Raw genomic sequence first — 15109 nt, forward strand, 5'->3', positions numbered from 1 at the left:
ACTTTGAAGGGACGACACGACATGTCGCGATATTCGGCAGCTGACATCGAACCGAAATGGCAGGCCGCCTGGGACAAGCTGGGCGTATTCACCGCCAAACGCGACGAATCGCGGCCCAAGTACTACGTGCTTGAAATGTTTCCCTACCCTTCGGGGAGGATTCACATGGGGCATGTGCGCAACTACACCATGGGCGACGTGGTGGCGCGCTACAAGATGTCGACGGGGCACAACGTTCTGCATCCGATGGGCTGGGATGCCTTTGGAATGCCTGCGGAAAACGCCGCCATGGCCATCGGCGGCCACCCCAAGGACTGGACCTACAACAACATCGCCGACATGCGCGCCCAGATGAAGCCGCTGGGCCTGTCGATCGACTGGTCGCGCGAATTTGCCACCTGCGACCCGGAATACTACGGCCAGCAGCAGGCGCTGTTCCTTGATATGCTCGACGCCGGTCTGGTGACACGCAAGAACGCCGTGGTGAACTGGGATCCGGTCGATATGACGGTTCTGGCCAACGAACAGGTGATCGACGGCAAGGGCTGGCGCTCGGGCGCCGATGTGGAACGGCGCGAGCTGACGCAATGGTTCTTCAAGATTTCCGACATGGCCGAGGAACTGCTCGAGGCGCTCGACGGGCTCGACAACTGGCCCGCCAAGGTGCGGCTGATGCAGGAAAACTGGATCGGCAAGTCGCGCGGTCTGGAAATGGAATTCACGCTGAGCGCCCCGGCGCATGGGCATGACACGCTGAAGATTTACACCACCCGGCCCGATACGCTGGCGGGTGCGTCCTTCATGGCGATTTCCCCCGATCACCCGCTGTCAAAGGCGCTGGAGTCGGACAACGCCGACCTTGCCGCCTTCAACGCCGATTGCCGCCGAATGGACACCACCGAAGCGGCGATGGAAAAGGCTGAAAAGCGCGGGTTCGACACCGGGCTGACGGTGCGCCACCCGCTGGACGACAGCCGCACGCTGCCGATCTGGGTCGCGAACTTTGTCCTGATGGATTACGGCACCGGCGCCATCTTCGGCTGCCCGGCGCACGACCAGCGAGACCTTGATTTCGCTCGGAAATATGACCTTCCGGTGATCGACACCTTTGTCGCGATGGACAGTGACGCGCGCGTGGAAAACACCGCCTTCACCCCGCCGAAAACCGAAAAGGTGCGCTGGATCGACCAGCCCGCCGGCGTGACCGAGGCGACGGGGCAAGAGGCGATCGACGCCACCATCGACTGGGCCGAGGCGCGTGGTCTGGGCCAGGGCAAGACCCAGTTCCGTCTGCGCGACTGGGGCCTGTCGCGGCAACGCTATTGGGGCTGCCCGATTCCGGTGGTGCATTGCGCCGATTGCGGCGTGGTGCCCGAGAAAAAGGAAAACCTGCCCGTCCAGCTGCCCGATGACGTGACATTCTACATTCCGGGCAACCCGCTGGACCGTCATCCGACGTGGCGCGACTGCGCCTGCCCGTCCTGTGGCAAACCGGCGAAGCGCGAAACCGACACGATGGACACCTTCGTCGATTCGTCGTGGTATTTCGCGCGCTTCACCTCGCCCCATGCTGCGACGCCGACGGAAAAGGCCGATGCCGAATACTGGATGAACGTCGATCAGTACATCGGCGGCATCGAACACGCGATTCTGCACCTGCTGTATTCGCGATTCTTTGCCCGCGCGATGAACGTCACCGGCCACCTGCCCGCCAAAAGCCGCGAACCCTTTGACGCGCTGTTCACGCAGGGCATGGTAACGCATGAAATATACCAGACCCGCGACGCCAAGGGCCGCCCGGTCTATCACCTGCCGGAAGATGTGAGCGACGGCAAACTGGCCGACGGCACAGAGGTGGAAATCATTCCCTCGGCCAAGATGTCGAAGTCGAAGAAGAACGTCGTGGACCCGGTCAGCATCATTTCGGCCTATGGCGCCGATACCGCGCGCTGGTTCGTGCTGTCCGACAGCCCGCCGGAACGCGACGTGGAATGGACAGCCGCCGGGGCCGAAGCCGCGCATAAATTCCTGACCCGCGTCTGGCGCATGGCGCGCGAATTGGCCGACCAGCGCGACGCCGGCGTGGGCGATCTGGACAAGTCCTTGCAGGATTTGATGGATTCCATGCAGCTGGGGATGAACCCGCTGGATGACGAGTTGATGCGCGCCACCCACAAGGCGATCGACGACGTGACCAAGGGTGTCGAAAGCTTTGGCTTCAACGCCGCCATCGCGCGCATCTATACCTATGTGAACGCGCTGTCGAAATCGCAGGCTTCGGCCCGGATGAAGTGGACATCGATGCGCATCCTGGCCCAGCTGATGTCGCCGATGACACCGCATCTGGCCGAGGAAATGTGGGCGCTGCTGGGTGGCGAAGGGCTGGTGGTGGAAACACCCTGGCCCACGCCCGACGACAACATGCTGCGCGACAACACCGTGACCATGCCGATCCAGATCAACGGCAAGCGGCGCGGCGAAATCAGCGTGCCGGTCGATATGTCGAAAGAAGATGTTGAAAAACAGGCGCTGGCATCCGACCCTGTGCAAAAGGCGCTGGCGGGTGGAACGCCGCGCAAGGTGATCGTTGTCCCCGGCCGGATCGTGAATGTTGTCATCTAGGCACCTGTTCGTTGCGTTTGTCCTGACGCTGGTCGCGGCCTGCGGGTTTCAGCCCGTCTATGGCCCGGGCGGTGCCGGGTCGATCCTGTCGAACGAGGTCGAATACGACGCGCCCGCCACGGAAGAGAGCTATATTCTGGTCCGCGAGCTGGAGCAGCGCCTGGGCCGGGCCGATACGCCGCTGTTTCATCTGGCGCTGACCACCACGGTCACGGTTGATGGTCAGGCGATCACCGCTGCCGGGTCGATCACGCGGTTCAGCATGGTGGGCGACGTGCGCTATGTCCTGTCGCGGTCCGACACGGGCGAGGAAATCGCGCGCGGACGGGTCGAGAATTTCACCGGCTATTCCGCCACCGGAACTACCGTCGCCACGCTGGCCGCCGAAACCGACGCGCGCGAGCGGCTGATGCGGATTCTGGCGGAAATGCTGGTGACGCGGCTTTATACCATCCCCGATATGAGCGATGAAATCCGCTCGGACATGGCCGGATGAAACTGTCGACTCGTGACGCCGACCGCTATTTCGCGCGCCCCGAGGCCGACAAGACCGGCATCCTGATCTATGGCGCCGACACGATGCGCGTGGCGCTGAAACGTCAGCAGGTGCTGGCCGCGCTACTGGGCAAATCCGCCGAGGAGGAAATGCGCCTGTCCCGGATCGAGGCCGGAGAGCTGCGCCGCGAACCCGCCGCGCTGCTGGACGCGGTGAAGGCGGTCGGCTTTTTCCCCGGTCCGCGTGCCGTGTTCATCGACGGGGCCAACGATCTGGCCGCGCCCGCCTGTCAGGCCGCGCTGGAAGACTGGCAGCCGGGCGATGCGCAGATCGTGGTGACGGCGGGCACGCTCAAGGCCACGTCGAAGCTGCGCAAGATGTTTGAAACCCACCGCAATGCCTATGCGGTCGGCATCTATGACGACCCGCCCGACCGGCAGGAGATCGAACGCATCCTGTCCACTGCCGGGCTGACGGATGTGCCACAGGACGCGATGAACACGCTGGTCGGTCTGGCCGGCGAACTTGGCCCCGGCGATTTCGCGCAGACGATGGAAAAGCTGGCGCTGTACAAGCGGGGCGATTCCACGCCGCTGACGCCCGAGGATATCGACGCCTGCGCCCCCCGCTCGACCGAGGCGGCGCTGGACGACATGCTGAACGTGGTCGCCGAACGCCGCAGCGGCGAGATTGGCCCGCTGCTGCGCCGCCTGCAATCGCAGGGCACCAACCCGACGACGCTGTGCATCGGCGCGACGCGGCATTTCCGGATGTTGTATGTGGTGGCCTCTGATCCCGGCGGCCCGGGGCAAGGCATCGGGCGGCTGCGCCCGCCGCTGTTCGGGCAACGCCGCGACCGGGTGATGAAGCAGGCGCGGCTGTGGAGCGCGGACCAGTTGCAAAAGGCCCTGACCGAGCTGACCGATACCGACCTGCTGTTGCGCTCGGCCGGACAGACGGCCCCGGCGATGGCGGTGATGGAACGCGCGCTGATCCGTCTGGCGATGATCCGCCGCTAAATGCCCAGGTGGCGCAACACGCCCCGCCCCGCCGCCTGCCCCGTGGCAAGGCAGCCGGTCAGCAAATACCCCCCTGTCGGCGCTTCCCAATCCAGCATCTCGCCCGCGCAAAACACCCCCGGCAAGGCGCGCAGCATCAGGTGATCGTTCAGCGCCGCCTGCGGCACGCCCCCGGCGGTTGAAATCGCCTCGTCAATCGGGCGCAGGCCGGCGTGGTGCACCGTCAACCCCTTGATCGTGGCGGCCAGCACCTCGGGCATGTTGGGCAGCGGCCGGGCGAATTCATTCAGCAACGCGGCCTTGGCGGGCGACAAGGACAGCACCTTGCGCAGGTGGTTCGACAGGCTGGTCTTTCCGCGCGGACGCGCCAGCCGGGCGGCAATTTCGGGCAGGGGCACATCGGGCATCAGGTCGATGCTGAGCATATGGCCCTCGCGCACCCCGCGCGAGACGGCGTAAATCCCGCTGCCCTCCAGCCCCTTGGCGGCGATCACCCCTTCCCCGCGCGAGGTATAGGCGCCCGAGCGGAACGCCACGCCTTTAATCGGTGTGCCCAGCACCGGCCCCATGAAGCGCGACCAATCGACCGCAAGCGCGGCATTGGCAGGGGCGAAAGGCGCCAGCGGCACGCCCCGCGCCGCCAGCAGCCCGGCCCATGCGCCGTCGGACCCCAGCCGCGCCCAGCTTGCTCCACCCAGCGCCAGAACCGTCGCGGCGGGGGTGATGGTTTCGCGGCCCTGCGCGGTGTCGAACGTCAACGCGCCTGACTCGTCCCACCCCGCCCAGCGCCAGCGGGTGCGAAACTCCACCCCGGCCGAACCCAAGCGTGCGCTCCATGCGCGCAACAGCGGCGAGGCCTTCATCGCCATCGGAAACACCCGGCCAGACGTGCCGGTGAACAGATCGACGCCCAGCCCGCGCGCCCAGTCCTGCACCTGATCGGGACCAAAGGCATCCAGCATCGGGGACAGCCACGGCGCGGCCTCGGCATAAGCCGCGTCGAAAACATCCCGCGATTCGGATTTCGTCAGGTTCAGCCCGGATTTTCCCGCCATCAGCAGCTTGCGGCCCAGCGACGGCTTGGCCTCGGCCACCAGAACGGGCTGGCCTGCGGCGGCGATGACCTCGGCCGCCATCAGCCCGGCGGGGCCGCCGCCGATCACCACGATGGGGCTGTTGTCGTCTTGCATGGCCGGTGCCTCTTGGGTCAGGGTCTGAAATGGGCCGGGCCAAGGTGTGCCCCGCGACCCGCCAAGGTGCAAGCGCGATGTCCGAGTTCCCCACCTGCCCGCTGTGCGGCCGCCCGATCCCGCCGGATGTGCCGCAAAGCCAGCACCACCTGATCCCGAAGCTGCGCGGCGGCAAGGGCGGGCCGGTCGTGTTGCTGCACCATATCTGCCACCGCGAAATTCACGCGACGCTAAGCGAAACCGAACTGGCGCGCGATTACGCGACGGTCGAGGCGTTGCGTGCCCACCCCCGGCTGGATCGCTTCATCCGCTGGGTCAGGAAACGCCCGCCCGGATTCAACTCGCGCATTCCGGGCAAGCGGCGGTAGTCATCGGCACAGCGCCGCGATGTCCCGCACCAGCGCGGGGTCGGCCGCCAGCGAATCCGCCAGCAATTCGCGGGCGGTGTCCACCAACGCCTCGGGCTCGACGATCCGGTCGATCATGCCGAACATCAACGCCTCTTCCGCCGTGATCTTCTGCCCCGCCATCAGGATCAGCCGGGTGCGTGCGGGGCCGATCAGCGCCGCCATGCGCGCCGGATCGGAGGGCTGCGGGCGCACACCGCGTTTCAGCACCGGATAGAACACCTTGGCTCCCGGCACCGCGATGCGCAGGTCGCAGGCCAGCGCCATGCCGATGGACCCGCCCGCCAGCGTGCCGTTCAGCGCCGCGACCGTCAGCCCCGGCAGATCGGCAATCGCCTGCGACAGCCGTTCCCACAAGGGCGAGGTCGCCAGCCCCTTCTCGGCCACCTCGTCCAGATCGGCGCCGGCACTGAACACGCGGCCCACGCCGGTCAGGATGACCCCGCGCGCCTCTTGCGCCTGATCAGCGATCTCGATCAGCCGCTCCAGCATCGCCTCGGTCACCGAATTCGCCTTGTCGGCGCGGTCCAGCGTGACCACCCACAAATCCCCGTCGCGTTCCAGCTGGATCATGCCCGTTTCCCTTCTGCGCTGTGCGCCCTCTGTCTACCCGCAGGGGCGGGCGAAGGGTAGGCATTGCATCGGCAACCTTGCCCCCTTGACGCACCTCCGGCCAATGCCGACCATGTCGCCCAATTCATAACGAAAGGTATTGAGACGATGACAGCCGTTTTTCGACGCACCGCAACCAGCCTGGGCCTGATCCTGGCCGCGCAGGCCGCCCATGCGGATCTGACCCCGCAACAGGTCTGGACCGACTGGAAGGATTACCTGGCGTCTTCGGGATACGAGGTATCCGCGCAAGAGGCGACATCGGGCGACACGCTAACCGTTTCGGACCTGAAGCTGACCCTGCAGATTCCCGACGAAGACGCGACCATCAACATGCAGATCCCATCGATCGACCTGACCGGACGATCCGGCAAGGTGTCGGTCAGCTATCCGAATCCGCTGGTGATTTCGGTCAGCGGAGTCGAGGCTGGAGGTGCGGAAACTGTCGGCAGCGGCAACATCGTCATCAATCATACCGGTATGGTGCTCGAGGCCTCGGGCGATCCGTCGAACCTGACCTATGTCCACGCTTGGGATTCCCTGGAAATGACTCTCGCGGACCTTGCCGAAGATGGCCGCCCGATCCCGCCCGAGGCTGTCTCGGTCAAGGTGACCCTGGGTGCCAGCGACGGCACGGCGACCATGAAGACCGGCGCGATGCGGGACATTGACCAGACGTTCACCATCGCCTCGGTCGATTACGATTTCCGCTTTGACGACCCGACATCGGACGACGGGGGTACGATGACAGGAGGGCTGACCGATCTGACGATGGACGCCCGCGGCACGATTCCGGCACAGATGGACACCCAGACCATGAAGGCGATGCTGGACGCCGGGTTCACGGTCGACGGCGGGTTCACCTATGGCGCAGGCAAATCCAACATCGACGGCGTTGGAGACGGCGAGGCCTTCACCATGTCAAGCGCGTCGCAGGGGGGCGAGCTGCGCTTTGCCATGACCCGCGACAGTCTTGCCTACGACGTGGCGGCCAACGCGATGCAGGTGACGGTGGCGGCGCCTGAAATGCCGTTCCCCGTGTCGTTCGAAATGGCGCGCGCGGCGCTGAAACTGGCCTTCCCGACCGCCAAGACGGAAGAGCCGCAGGATTTCGCGCTGGGGCTGACGCTGGGCGATTTCACCATGTCCGACATGATCTGGGGCATGTTCGACCCCTCGGGCAAGCTGCCCCGAGACCCGGCCACCGTGGCGCTGGATCTGACAGGCAAAGCGGCGCTGCTATTTGACATGATGGACCCGGAACAGGCGAGCAAGGCCGGTATGTCGGGCGCGATGCCCGCCGATCTGGAAAGCCTGCAGATCAACGATCTCAAGGTCTCGGCCGTGGGGGCCGATCTGTCGGGCAATGGCGCCTTTACCTTCGACAGCTCAGATATGGCGTCGTTCAACGGTATCCCCAAGCCGACCGGCAAGGTCGATCTGGCGCTGACCGGCGCGAACGCATTGATCGACAAGCTGATCGAGATGGGGCTGGTGTCGCAGCAGGATGCGATGGGCGCGCGGATGATGATGGGCATGATCGCCGTACCGGGCGACGGGCCGGACAGCCTGAAATCGACAATCGAGATCAACGAGGCGGGGAACATCCTCGCCAACGGGCAGCGGATCAAATAGGCGACGCCGCGCCATGACAGGGGAAACGGGCCGCCTTGCTGCGGCCCTTTCCGGTTTCGCCCCTTGCGGCGATGCGGTTGGGCCGCTACCTCGGAGGCATCCCAAAGGAACAGAGCCCCGATGACCGAACCGCTTGACGCCCTGACCGATGCGCTTTTGTCCCGGGCCCGCAAGGCCGGGGCCGACCATGCCGATGCAGTGGCGATGCGCGGCACTTCTCTGTCGATCGACGTACGCAACGGGGTGCTGGAACATGCCGAACGCGCCGAAGGTGTCGATATCGGGCTGCGGGTTCTGATCGGGCGGCGGCAGGCCATCGTTTCGGCTTCGGATGTGTCCGAGCGTACGATGGACGATATGGCCGAACGCGCCGTGGCAATGGCCCGCGAAGCCCCCGAGGATCCGCACGCCGGTCTGGCCGACCCGGACCAACTCGCCCGCGACATCAGCGCCGCCGCGCTTGAACTGGCCGACCCGTCCGACGAACCAGCGCCCGAGGCGCTGCTGGCCGATGCCGCCGCCGCCGAGGCCGCCGCGCTGGCGGTTCAAGGCGTCACGCAGGTGCAGGGCGCCGATGCAGGGTACGGCCGCCATGGTGTTTATATCGCGGGTACCAACGGATTTTCCGGCGGCTACGAACGCACCAGCAGGTCACTGTCCTGCGTCGCCATCGCAGGCACCGGCACCGGGATGGAACGCGACCACGACGGCGATTGGCGCGTTTTCCAGTCCGACCTGCGCGCGGCAGACGAGATCGGCCAACAGGCCGGCGCCCGCGCGGTGGAACGGCTGAACGCGCGCAAACCCGCAACCGGGCGCTATCCGGTGCTGTTTGACGAACGTATCGCCAGCTCGCTGATCGGGCACCTGCTGGGCGCGGCCAACGGTGCCTCGGTGGCGCGCGGGTCGTCCTGGCTGACCGGCAAGATCGGGGCACAGGTTCTGCCCAAGGGCCTGTCGCTGATCGAGGATCCGCACCGCCCGCGCAGCTCCGGCTCGCGCCCCTTCGATGGCGAAGGGCTGGCGACACACCGCCGCGCGATTGTCGACGATGGCGTGCTGACCGGCTGGACGCTGGACCTGTCGAGCGCGCGCAAGCTGGGCATGGCGCCCACCGGCAATGCCGCGCGCGGGACCTCTTCGCTGCCGTCGCCGGTGAACTGGAACATCGAACTGACGCAAGGCACCGCCAGCCGCGCCGACCTGCTTCGCGACATGGGCACCGGCCTGCTGGTGACGTCGCTGATCGGGTCCACGATCAACCCCAACACCGGGGATTATTCGCGCGGAGCCTCGGGATTCTGGGTCGAAAACGGCGAGATCGCCTATCCGGTGAACGAATGCACCATCGCGGGCAACCTGAACGACATGCTGGCCGGATTCGTCCCCGCCAACGATGCGCGCGCGTGGCTGTCGCGGGTCGTGCCATCGCTGCTGGTCGAAGGGATGACGCTTGCCGGCCAGTGATCTGCCCCTGCTGATCGAGGCCGCGCGCGCCGCCGGAACCGTTGCCACCGGGTTCGCGGGCAAGACCGCGCGCCGATGGGACAAGCCCGATGGCGCCGGCCCGGTTACCGAGGCCGACATTGCGGTGAACGATCTGTTGCACGACACGCTGCGCGCGGCCCGTCCCGACTATGGCTGGCTGTCAGAGGAAACCGAAGACACCGGCGACCGTCTGACGCGCGAAAAGGTCTTCATCATTGATCCGATCGACGGCACGCGCAGCTTTGCCGAGGGGTCGGATTCCTGGGCACATGCGATTGCCGTGGCCGAACGCGGCGTGGTCACCGCCGCTGTCATCTACCTGCCGAAACGGGATCTGCTGTATTCGGCGGCGCGCGGCGCAGGCGCGGAATGCAACGGCGCATCCATCGCCCCCAGCCGCCCCGACGGGCTGGCCGAGGCCGAGATCCTGACGACCCGCCCCGCCCTGGCCCGCGAACATTGGCAGGGCGACCGTACGCCCGCCTTTCGCCACGCCTATCGCCCCTCGCTGGCCTATCGCATGGCGCTGGTGGCGCAGGGCCGGTTCGACGGGATGCTGACGCTGCGCCCCTGCTGGGAGTGGGACATCGCCGCCGGAGACCTGATCCTGCGCGAGGCGGGTGCCGCCTGTACCGACCGCAGCGGCGCAGCGCTGGTGTTCAACAATCCGCATCCGATGCAGAACGGGCTGATCGCGGCAGGGCCCGACATTCACGCCAGCATCGCAACCGCGCTGAAACCGCCCAAGCGCGACAACCCGCGAACTTGACGCGCCCCCGCGCCGCCGTAGGATCCGGCGCGATCCACCCCCGCCTGAAAGGAAACGGAAATGGTTCAACGGCTTCACCTTGTCTTTGGTGGCGAACTGATCGACCCCCAGAAAAACCGGTTCAAGAACGTCGAGGATATCCACATCGTCGGCATGTTCCCGAACTATGAAACCGCCTATAACGCTTGGAAATCCGAGGCACAGCGCACGGTGGATAATGCCCATATGCGCTATTTCATCGCCCATCTTCACCGACTGCGGGACGAAGAGGCGCAGGCATCCCCGACAGAAGAGCTGGGCTGATCCTTGGCCCGCGGGCTTGGCCTTGCGTCTCTTGGGGCGCGGCCCCGGCGCGATGCCGTGCCGGAAGACCCCGGGCGCCCCGCGCGCCCGGCCGGGCCAGTGCTGTGGTTTCACGCCAGCACGCCGATCCAGTTCGCCGCGCTGGCGGATCTGGCCCAGCGCATCGGCATGGTGCGGCCCGACGTGCAGGTGGTGACCAGCTTTGACGCGCAATCCATGCCCGAACCCACGCCCGAGGCCGCCGGGTTCGCCGTGTATTGCCACGCGGTGCAAGCCGATCTGGCCACCCATGCCGATGCGTTTCTGGATCATTGGCAACCCGATCTGTGTCTCTGGGCCGGAGGGCGGTTGATTTCGCACTACACGCGCGCCGCTGCCCGGCGTGGCATGGCAATGATCCTGGCCGACGTATCCGCAGGCGATTTTCAGGCGGGCCGGTTCCGCTGGCTGCCGTCTTTCGCCCGCTCGGGTCTGGACCAGTTCGACACCATTCTGGTGACCTCGCGCGCCGCGCAGCAGGCGGTGGCACGGCTGGGCATTGCGCCCGCCAAAGTCTCGCAAACCGATCCGCTGCGCCCCGGCGTGTCGCCACCGCCCTGCCACGATGGCGACCTTGCCGACCTGACGACCGATCTGGCCGCGCGCCCGGTCTGGCTCTCGGCGCGGACCCAACCGGACGAGATCGACGCCGTTATCGCGGCCCATCGCGCCGCACTGCGGCTGTCGCACCGGCTGTTGCTGATCCTGCATCTGGATCAGGCGTCCTGCCGTGATGGGCTGTGCGAGCGGCTGGCCGCCCATCGCTTGCGCTTTGCCGACTGGGACAATGGCGACCCCGTCGAAGATCCGATACAAATCCTGATTTCCACCGACGAGGCCGATCTTGGCCTGTGGTATCGCATTGCGCCGATTGCCTTTCTTGGCAACTCGCTTTCCCCGGATGGCACAGGGATAAGCCCGCTGGATGCCGCCGCGCTGGGCTCGGCCGTGCTGTTTGGACCGCATGTAGGCGCCCATGCCGACACCTATACGCGGCTAACGGCCGCCGGGGCGGCGCGCACCGTGACCAGCGCCGAAACACTCGGGTCCGCGCTGCTGACACTGATCGCACCGGATCACGCGGCCACGATGGCCCTTTCGGGCTGGCAGATCGCGACCGAGGGCGCCGAGCTGACCGACCGGTTGGTCGACATGGTGCAGGATCGGCTGGATCAACTTGAGGCCGCGCATGAAACCACCTGAGTTCTGGAACAACGCGCCGGACCACCCCGGGCTGGCCGCGCGACTTCTTGCGCCCTTGGGTTGGGCCTATGGCCGCGCAACGGCACGGCGCGTGGCCGGATCGGCAGGCGCCGCGCCCGGTGTGCCTGTGATCTGTGTCGGCAACCTGAACGCAGGCGGCACCGGCAAGACACCAACCGCGATCTGGTTGGTCGAGCGGTTGCGCGCCATGGGGCACGAGCCCCATGTCGTCAGCCGCGGCTATGGTGGAACGCTGACGGCCCCAACCGAAGTTGACCCCGCCCGCCACACCGCTGCGCAAACCGGGGACGAGCCGCTGCTGCTGGCCGCCTTTGCGCGCGTCTGGGTGGCGCGTGACCGTGCCGCCGGGGCACGGGCGGCAGCGCAGGCCGGCGCGACCGTGATCATTATGGACGACGGATTCCAGAACCCTTCGGTTTCAAAAGATTTTTCCATTGTTGTCGTGGATGCCGCCGTGGGCTTTGGCAACGGCCGCTGCCTGCCCGCTGGCCCCCTGCGCGAACCCGTGGCTGCGGGCCTGCGCCGTGCCGATCTGGTGCTGTCGCTGGGCGCACCCGAAGCGCAGACCGATTTTGCCGCGCGTTGGGGCGATGCAATTTCCGTGCCCCACGTGACAGGCGAAGTGCGCCCGCTGGAAACAGGTATGGACTGGGCCGGAACGCCGGTGCTGGCTTTTGCAGGGATCGGGCGACCCGAGAAATTCTTTGCCACGCTGCGTGCTTTGGGCGCAGACATCCGCCGCGCGCAGGCGCTGGACGATCACCAAAGGCTGTCGCCGACCCTGCTGTCGCGACTGGAGGCAGAGGCGCGCAGTCTGGGCGCCCAACTGGTGACCACGGAAAAGGACGCCGTGCGCCTGCCGTCAGCCTTTCGCCGAAACGTCATCACCCTGCCAGTGCGCTTGCAGATCGAACAGGCCGAGGCGTTGGAGCAACGGCTGCGCGCCGTTGCCCCCCCGCCTTAGGCGTTGTCTTCGCCCAGTTTCGGCGCCGGACGGTGCAGCGCCAGTTCGGCATCGGAAAAGCGGAACGGCGCGCGCACGCCCGGCACGCCATCCAGAGAAATCTGCATGCCCCGCGCCACGACCTGCGGATCCGCCATCACCTCGGCCAGGTCGTTGATCGGCCCGGCGGGCACGCCCTGCCCTTCGCAGGCGGCCAGCAGATCGGCCTTTGACCAACCCGCCGTCGCGCCGTTCAGCCGCGCGATCATCACGCGACGGTTGGCGATCCGGTCCTTGTTGTGCAGGAAATCGGGGTGTTGCGCCATGTCGTCCAGCCCCAACAGGCCGCACAGGCGCTGGTACTGGCCGTCATTGCCGGTGGCGATGATGATGAAGCCATCGGCGCAATCGAACACCTCGTAGGGCGTCAGGTTCATGTGCGCGTTGCCCATGCGGCCCGGCGCTTCGCCCGTGGTCAGGTAGTTCAGCGCCTGATTGGCGGTCACCGCAACGGCCACATCCAGCAGTGCCATGTCGATATGCTGGCCCTTGCCCGTCGTGCCCCGCTGATGCAGCGCCGCCAGGATACCCGCGACCGAGTAGACCCCGGTGAAGATGTCGGTGATCGCCACGCCGGTTTTCTGCGGCTGGCCCTCGGGCGCGCCGGTGATCGACATCAGCCCCGACATGCCCTGAATGATGAAATCATACCCGGCACGATGCGCATAGGGCCCCGTCTGGCCAAACCCGGTGACCGAGCAATAGATCAGGCGCGGGTTGATTTCAGACAGGCTTTCGTAATCCAGCCCGTATTTCTTCAGCCCGCCGACCTTGAAGTTCTCGATGAAGATATCGGCGTCGCGCACCATCTCGCGGATCTGCGCCTGCCCTTCGGGGGTCGAGAAATCGACAGTGACCGAGGCCTTGCCCCGGTTGGTCGAATGAAAATAGCTGGCCGATGTGTCATCGTCGCGGGTGACGAAGGGCGGGCCCCAAGCGCGGGTATCGTCGCCTGCGGGCGACTCGATCTTGGTGACACTTGCGCCAAGATCCGACAGGGTCTGACCGGCCCAGGGGCCAGCCAGAATCCGCGCCAACTCAATGACTTTCAGTCCTTCAAGCGGTGCCGGCATTATTCGCCAAGTTCCGCTTCGATCACCTTTTTCAGGTCGTCATAGGGCTGATTTTTCACCATCTTGCCGTTGATGATGAAGCTGGGCGTGCCGGTGATTTCATCGGCGGTGGCGTTTTCCTGATACCACGCGATCAGCGCCTGCGCCTTGTCACCATCCTGCAGACAGGCTTCCAGTTCTTCCTGCTCGATCCCGGCAAGGCGGCCGATCTTGCGCAGCGCGCCGATGGTGCCGGTGTCATTGCCAACCTGGACCCAGTCGCGCTGACCCTTGTACAGCAGATCGGCGATGCCGAAGAACTTGTCGGGCCCGGTGCAGCGCGCCACCATCGAGGCCCACAGACCGTATTTGTCGAAATACACGTCACGATAGATCAGCTTGACCTTGCCGGTGTCGATGAAATCGCTTTTCAGCTGCTTCATGCTGCTGGTGTGGAAGTTCGCGCAATGCGGGCAGGTGAAAGAGGCGTATTCCACCATTGTCACCGGCGCATCCTCGGCGCCCAGCGTCATTTCGACGATGGCTGAGGTATCGGCCTCTGTCGTTTCCTGCGCGTTCGCGGCGCCGACGAACGGATCAATCGCGGTGGTGCCGGGCGTGCCCGGCGTGAAGGTGAAATAAGCGGCGGCGGCAATCGCGATCGCGCCCCCGGCCAAGGCGAACATGCGGGTCATGGATACCCCTTTCCTAGCGTTTGGAATTGCTTAATACGTTCCGGCCCAGACGTTCAAGCGCGGCGCGCAGATCGGCGTTTTCCACCGGCGCGACGGCCTGGCCCACCTCACTGACCACTCTCGGGTCGGGCGCAGGGGCCGTGGGCTTGGGTTGCGGGGCAAACATCGCCTGCCCCTCGGAAAAGCCGGTTGGCGCGGTCTGGGTGATGCGCACGCGAGAGATGGCGTTATAGCCATAGGCGGCGTTCACGCGCTCGCGCAGGCGTTCCTTCTGCATTTCCAGCATGGGGGCCTGCGCGCCCGTGGTCAGCACTGTCAGCGTCGCGCCGAACCCGCCGCGCCCATAGGATACGTTGACGGGCCGCGCAATGCCGGCAATGTCGGCGCCAGCGATCTCGGCCCAATGAGTCAGCACCCGCGACACGGCAAAGCCCCGGCTTTCGCCGGCGCGCTTGATCTGGTCGTTCAGCACGATGGCGGTCCGCTTGAACCCGCGGGTCGATGATTTGCGTGGCGGCATGGGCATGGTATCCGGGCGTTTCGACCCTATTGTAA

15 protein-coding genes are annotated in these 15109 nt (G+C 65.9%); 10 read left to right on the plus strand and 5 right to left on the minus strand.

All coding sequences use genetic code 11. The features are described 5' to 3' along the window. Positions 1-21: 21 nt before the first annotated feature. From leuS to holA, 3 genes are read left to right on the plus strand one after another with little or no spacing between them, the layout of a single operon-like run. Positions 22-2622 (plus strand): leucine--tRNA ligase, encoded by a 2601-nt coding sequence (gene leuS, locus FGK64_RS17190; protein ID WP_138865091.1) that lies wholly within the window; start codon positions 22-24, stop codon positions 2620-2622. Continuing rightward, the gene (lptE, locus tag FGK64_RS17195; RefSeq protein WP_138865092.1) at positions 2609-3118 is read left to right on the plus strand and encodes an LPS assembly lipoprotein LptE; all 510 of its coding nucleotides are present in this window, start codon (positions 2609-2611) and stop codon (positions 3116-3118) included. The genes leuS and lptE overlap by 14 nt, the downstream gene beginning before the upstream one ends. Then, positions 3115-4137 (plus strand): DNA polymerase III subunit delta, encoded by a 1023-nt coding sequence (gene holA, locus FGK64_RS17200; RefSeq protein ID WP_138865093.1) that lies wholly within the window; start codon positions 3115-3117, stop codon positions 4135-4137. The genes lptE and holA overlap by 4 nt, the downstream gene beginning before the upstream one ends. On the opposite strand, the gene FGK64_RS17205 is transcribed toward holA, so the two are convergent. Beyond that, positions 4134-5327, minus strand: a complete 1194-nt coding sequence (locus tag FGK64_RS17205; RefSeq protein WP_138865094.1) for a TIGR03862 family flavoprotein — start codon at positions 5325-5327, stop codon at positions 4134-4136. The two genes, holA and FGK64_RS17205, sit on opposite strands and share 4 nt — an antisense overlap. A 77-nt stretch (positions 5328-5404) precedes the next feature. On the opposite strand from FGK64_RS17205, the gene FGK64_RS17210 reads away from it, so the two are divergent. Then, positions 5405-5695 carry an HNH endonuclease family protein gene (locus FGK64_RS17210; RefSeq protein ID WP_138865095.1) on the plus strand — a complete coding sequence of 97 codons (291 nt, stop codon included), beginning with the start codon at positions 5405-5407 and terminating at the stop codon, positions 5693-5695. Here FGK64_RS17210 and FGK64_RS17215 read toward each other — a convergent pair whose 3' ends face one another. Further along, on the minus strand, positions 5696-6307 hold the full coding sequence (locus tag FGK64_RS17215) for an enoyl-CoA hydratase/isomerase family protein (RefSeq protein WP_138865096.1): 612 nt from the start codon (positions 6305-6307) through the stop codon (positions 5696-5698). A gap of 147 nt (positions 6308-6454) precedes the next feature. Between FGK64_RS17215 and FGK64_RS17220 the strand changes: the two genes are divergently transcribed. The 6 genes from FGK64_RS17220 to lpxK all read left to right on the plus strand — a co-directional run bounded on the left by FGK64_RS17220 (position 6455) and on the right by lpxK (position 12768). Next, positions 6455-7981, plus strand: a complete 1527-nt coding sequence (locus FGK64_RS17220; protein WP_138865097.1) for a DUF2125 domain-containing protein — start codon at positions 6455-6457, stop codon at positions 7979-7981. A gap of 120 nt (positions 7982-8101) precedes the next feature. Further along, a complete protein-coding gene (locus tag FGK64_RS17225) occupies positions 8102-9448 on the plus strand; it encodes a TldD/PmbA family protein (protein ID WP_138865098.1) in 1347 nt (448 codons plus the stop codon). Beyond that, positions 9435-10238: a 3'(2'),5'-bisphosphate nucleotidase CysQ gene (locus FGK64_RS17230; RefSeq protein ID WP_138865099.1), complete on the plus strand. Its 804-nt coding sequence runs from the start codon at positions 9435-9437 to the stop codon at positions 10236-10238. The genes FGK64_RS17225 and FGK64_RS17230 overlap by 14 nt, the downstream gene beginning before the upstream one ends. A gap of 60 nt (positions 10239-10298) precedes the next feature. Further along, positions 10299-10541: a DUF4170 domain-containing protein gene (locus FGK64_RS17235; protein ID WP_138865100.1), complete on the plus strand. Its 243-nt coding sequence runs from the start codon at positions 10299-10301 to the stop codon at positions 10539-10541. Positions 10542-10544: 3 nt separating this feature from the next. Further along, positions 10545-11783 carry a 3-deoxy-D-manno-octulosonic acid transferase gene (locus tag FGK64_RS17240; RefSeq protein ID WP_138865101.1) on the plus strand — a complete coding sequence of 413 codons (1239 nt, stop codon included), beginning with the start codon at positions 10545-10547 and terminating at the stop codon, positions 11781-11783. After that, positions 11770-12768, plus strand: coding sequence for a tetraacyldisaccharide 4'-kinase (gene lpxK, locus FGK64_RS17245; protein ID WP_138865102.1), 999 nt, complete (start codon positions 11770-11772; stop codon positions 12766-12768). Before FGK64_RS17240 ends, lpxK begins: the two co-directional genes overlap by 14 nt. On the opposite strand, the gene FGK64_RS17250 is transcribed toward lpxK, so the two are convergent. The 3 genes from FGK64_RS17250 to FGK64_RS17260 are packed head-to-tail and all read right to left on the minus strand — an operon-like array spanning position 12765 to position 15074. Further along, positions 12765-13880, minus strand: a complete 1116-nt coding sequence (locus FGK64_RS17250; protein WP_138865103.1) for a CaiB/BaiF CoA transferase family protein — start codon at positions 13878-13880, stop codon at positions 12765-12767. The genes lpxK and FGK64_RS17250 overlap by 4 nt on opposite strands. After that, complete coding sequence (locus tag FGK64_RS17255; protein WP_138865104.1) at positions 13880-14554, minus strand: DsbA family protein; 675 nt, start codon at positions 14552-14554, stop codon at positions 13880-13882. The genes FGK64_RS17250 and FGK64_RS17255 overlap by 1 nt, the downstream gene beginning before the upstream one ends. A gap of 13 nt (positions 14555-14567) precedes the next feature. Beyond that, positions 14568-15074: a DUF721 domain-containing protein gene (locus FGK64_RS17260; protein ID WP_138865471.1), complete on the minus strand. Its 507-nt coding sequence runs from the start codon at positions 15072-15074 to the stop codon at positions 14568-14570. Between the last annotated feature and the right edge of the window lie 35 nt (positions 15075-15109).

The sequence above is a fragment of the Arenibacterium halophilum genome (assembly GCF_005938225.1).
GTDB lineage: Bacteria > Pseudomonadota > Alphaproteobacteria > Rhodobacterales > Rhodobacteraceae > Arenibacterium > Arenibacterium halophilum.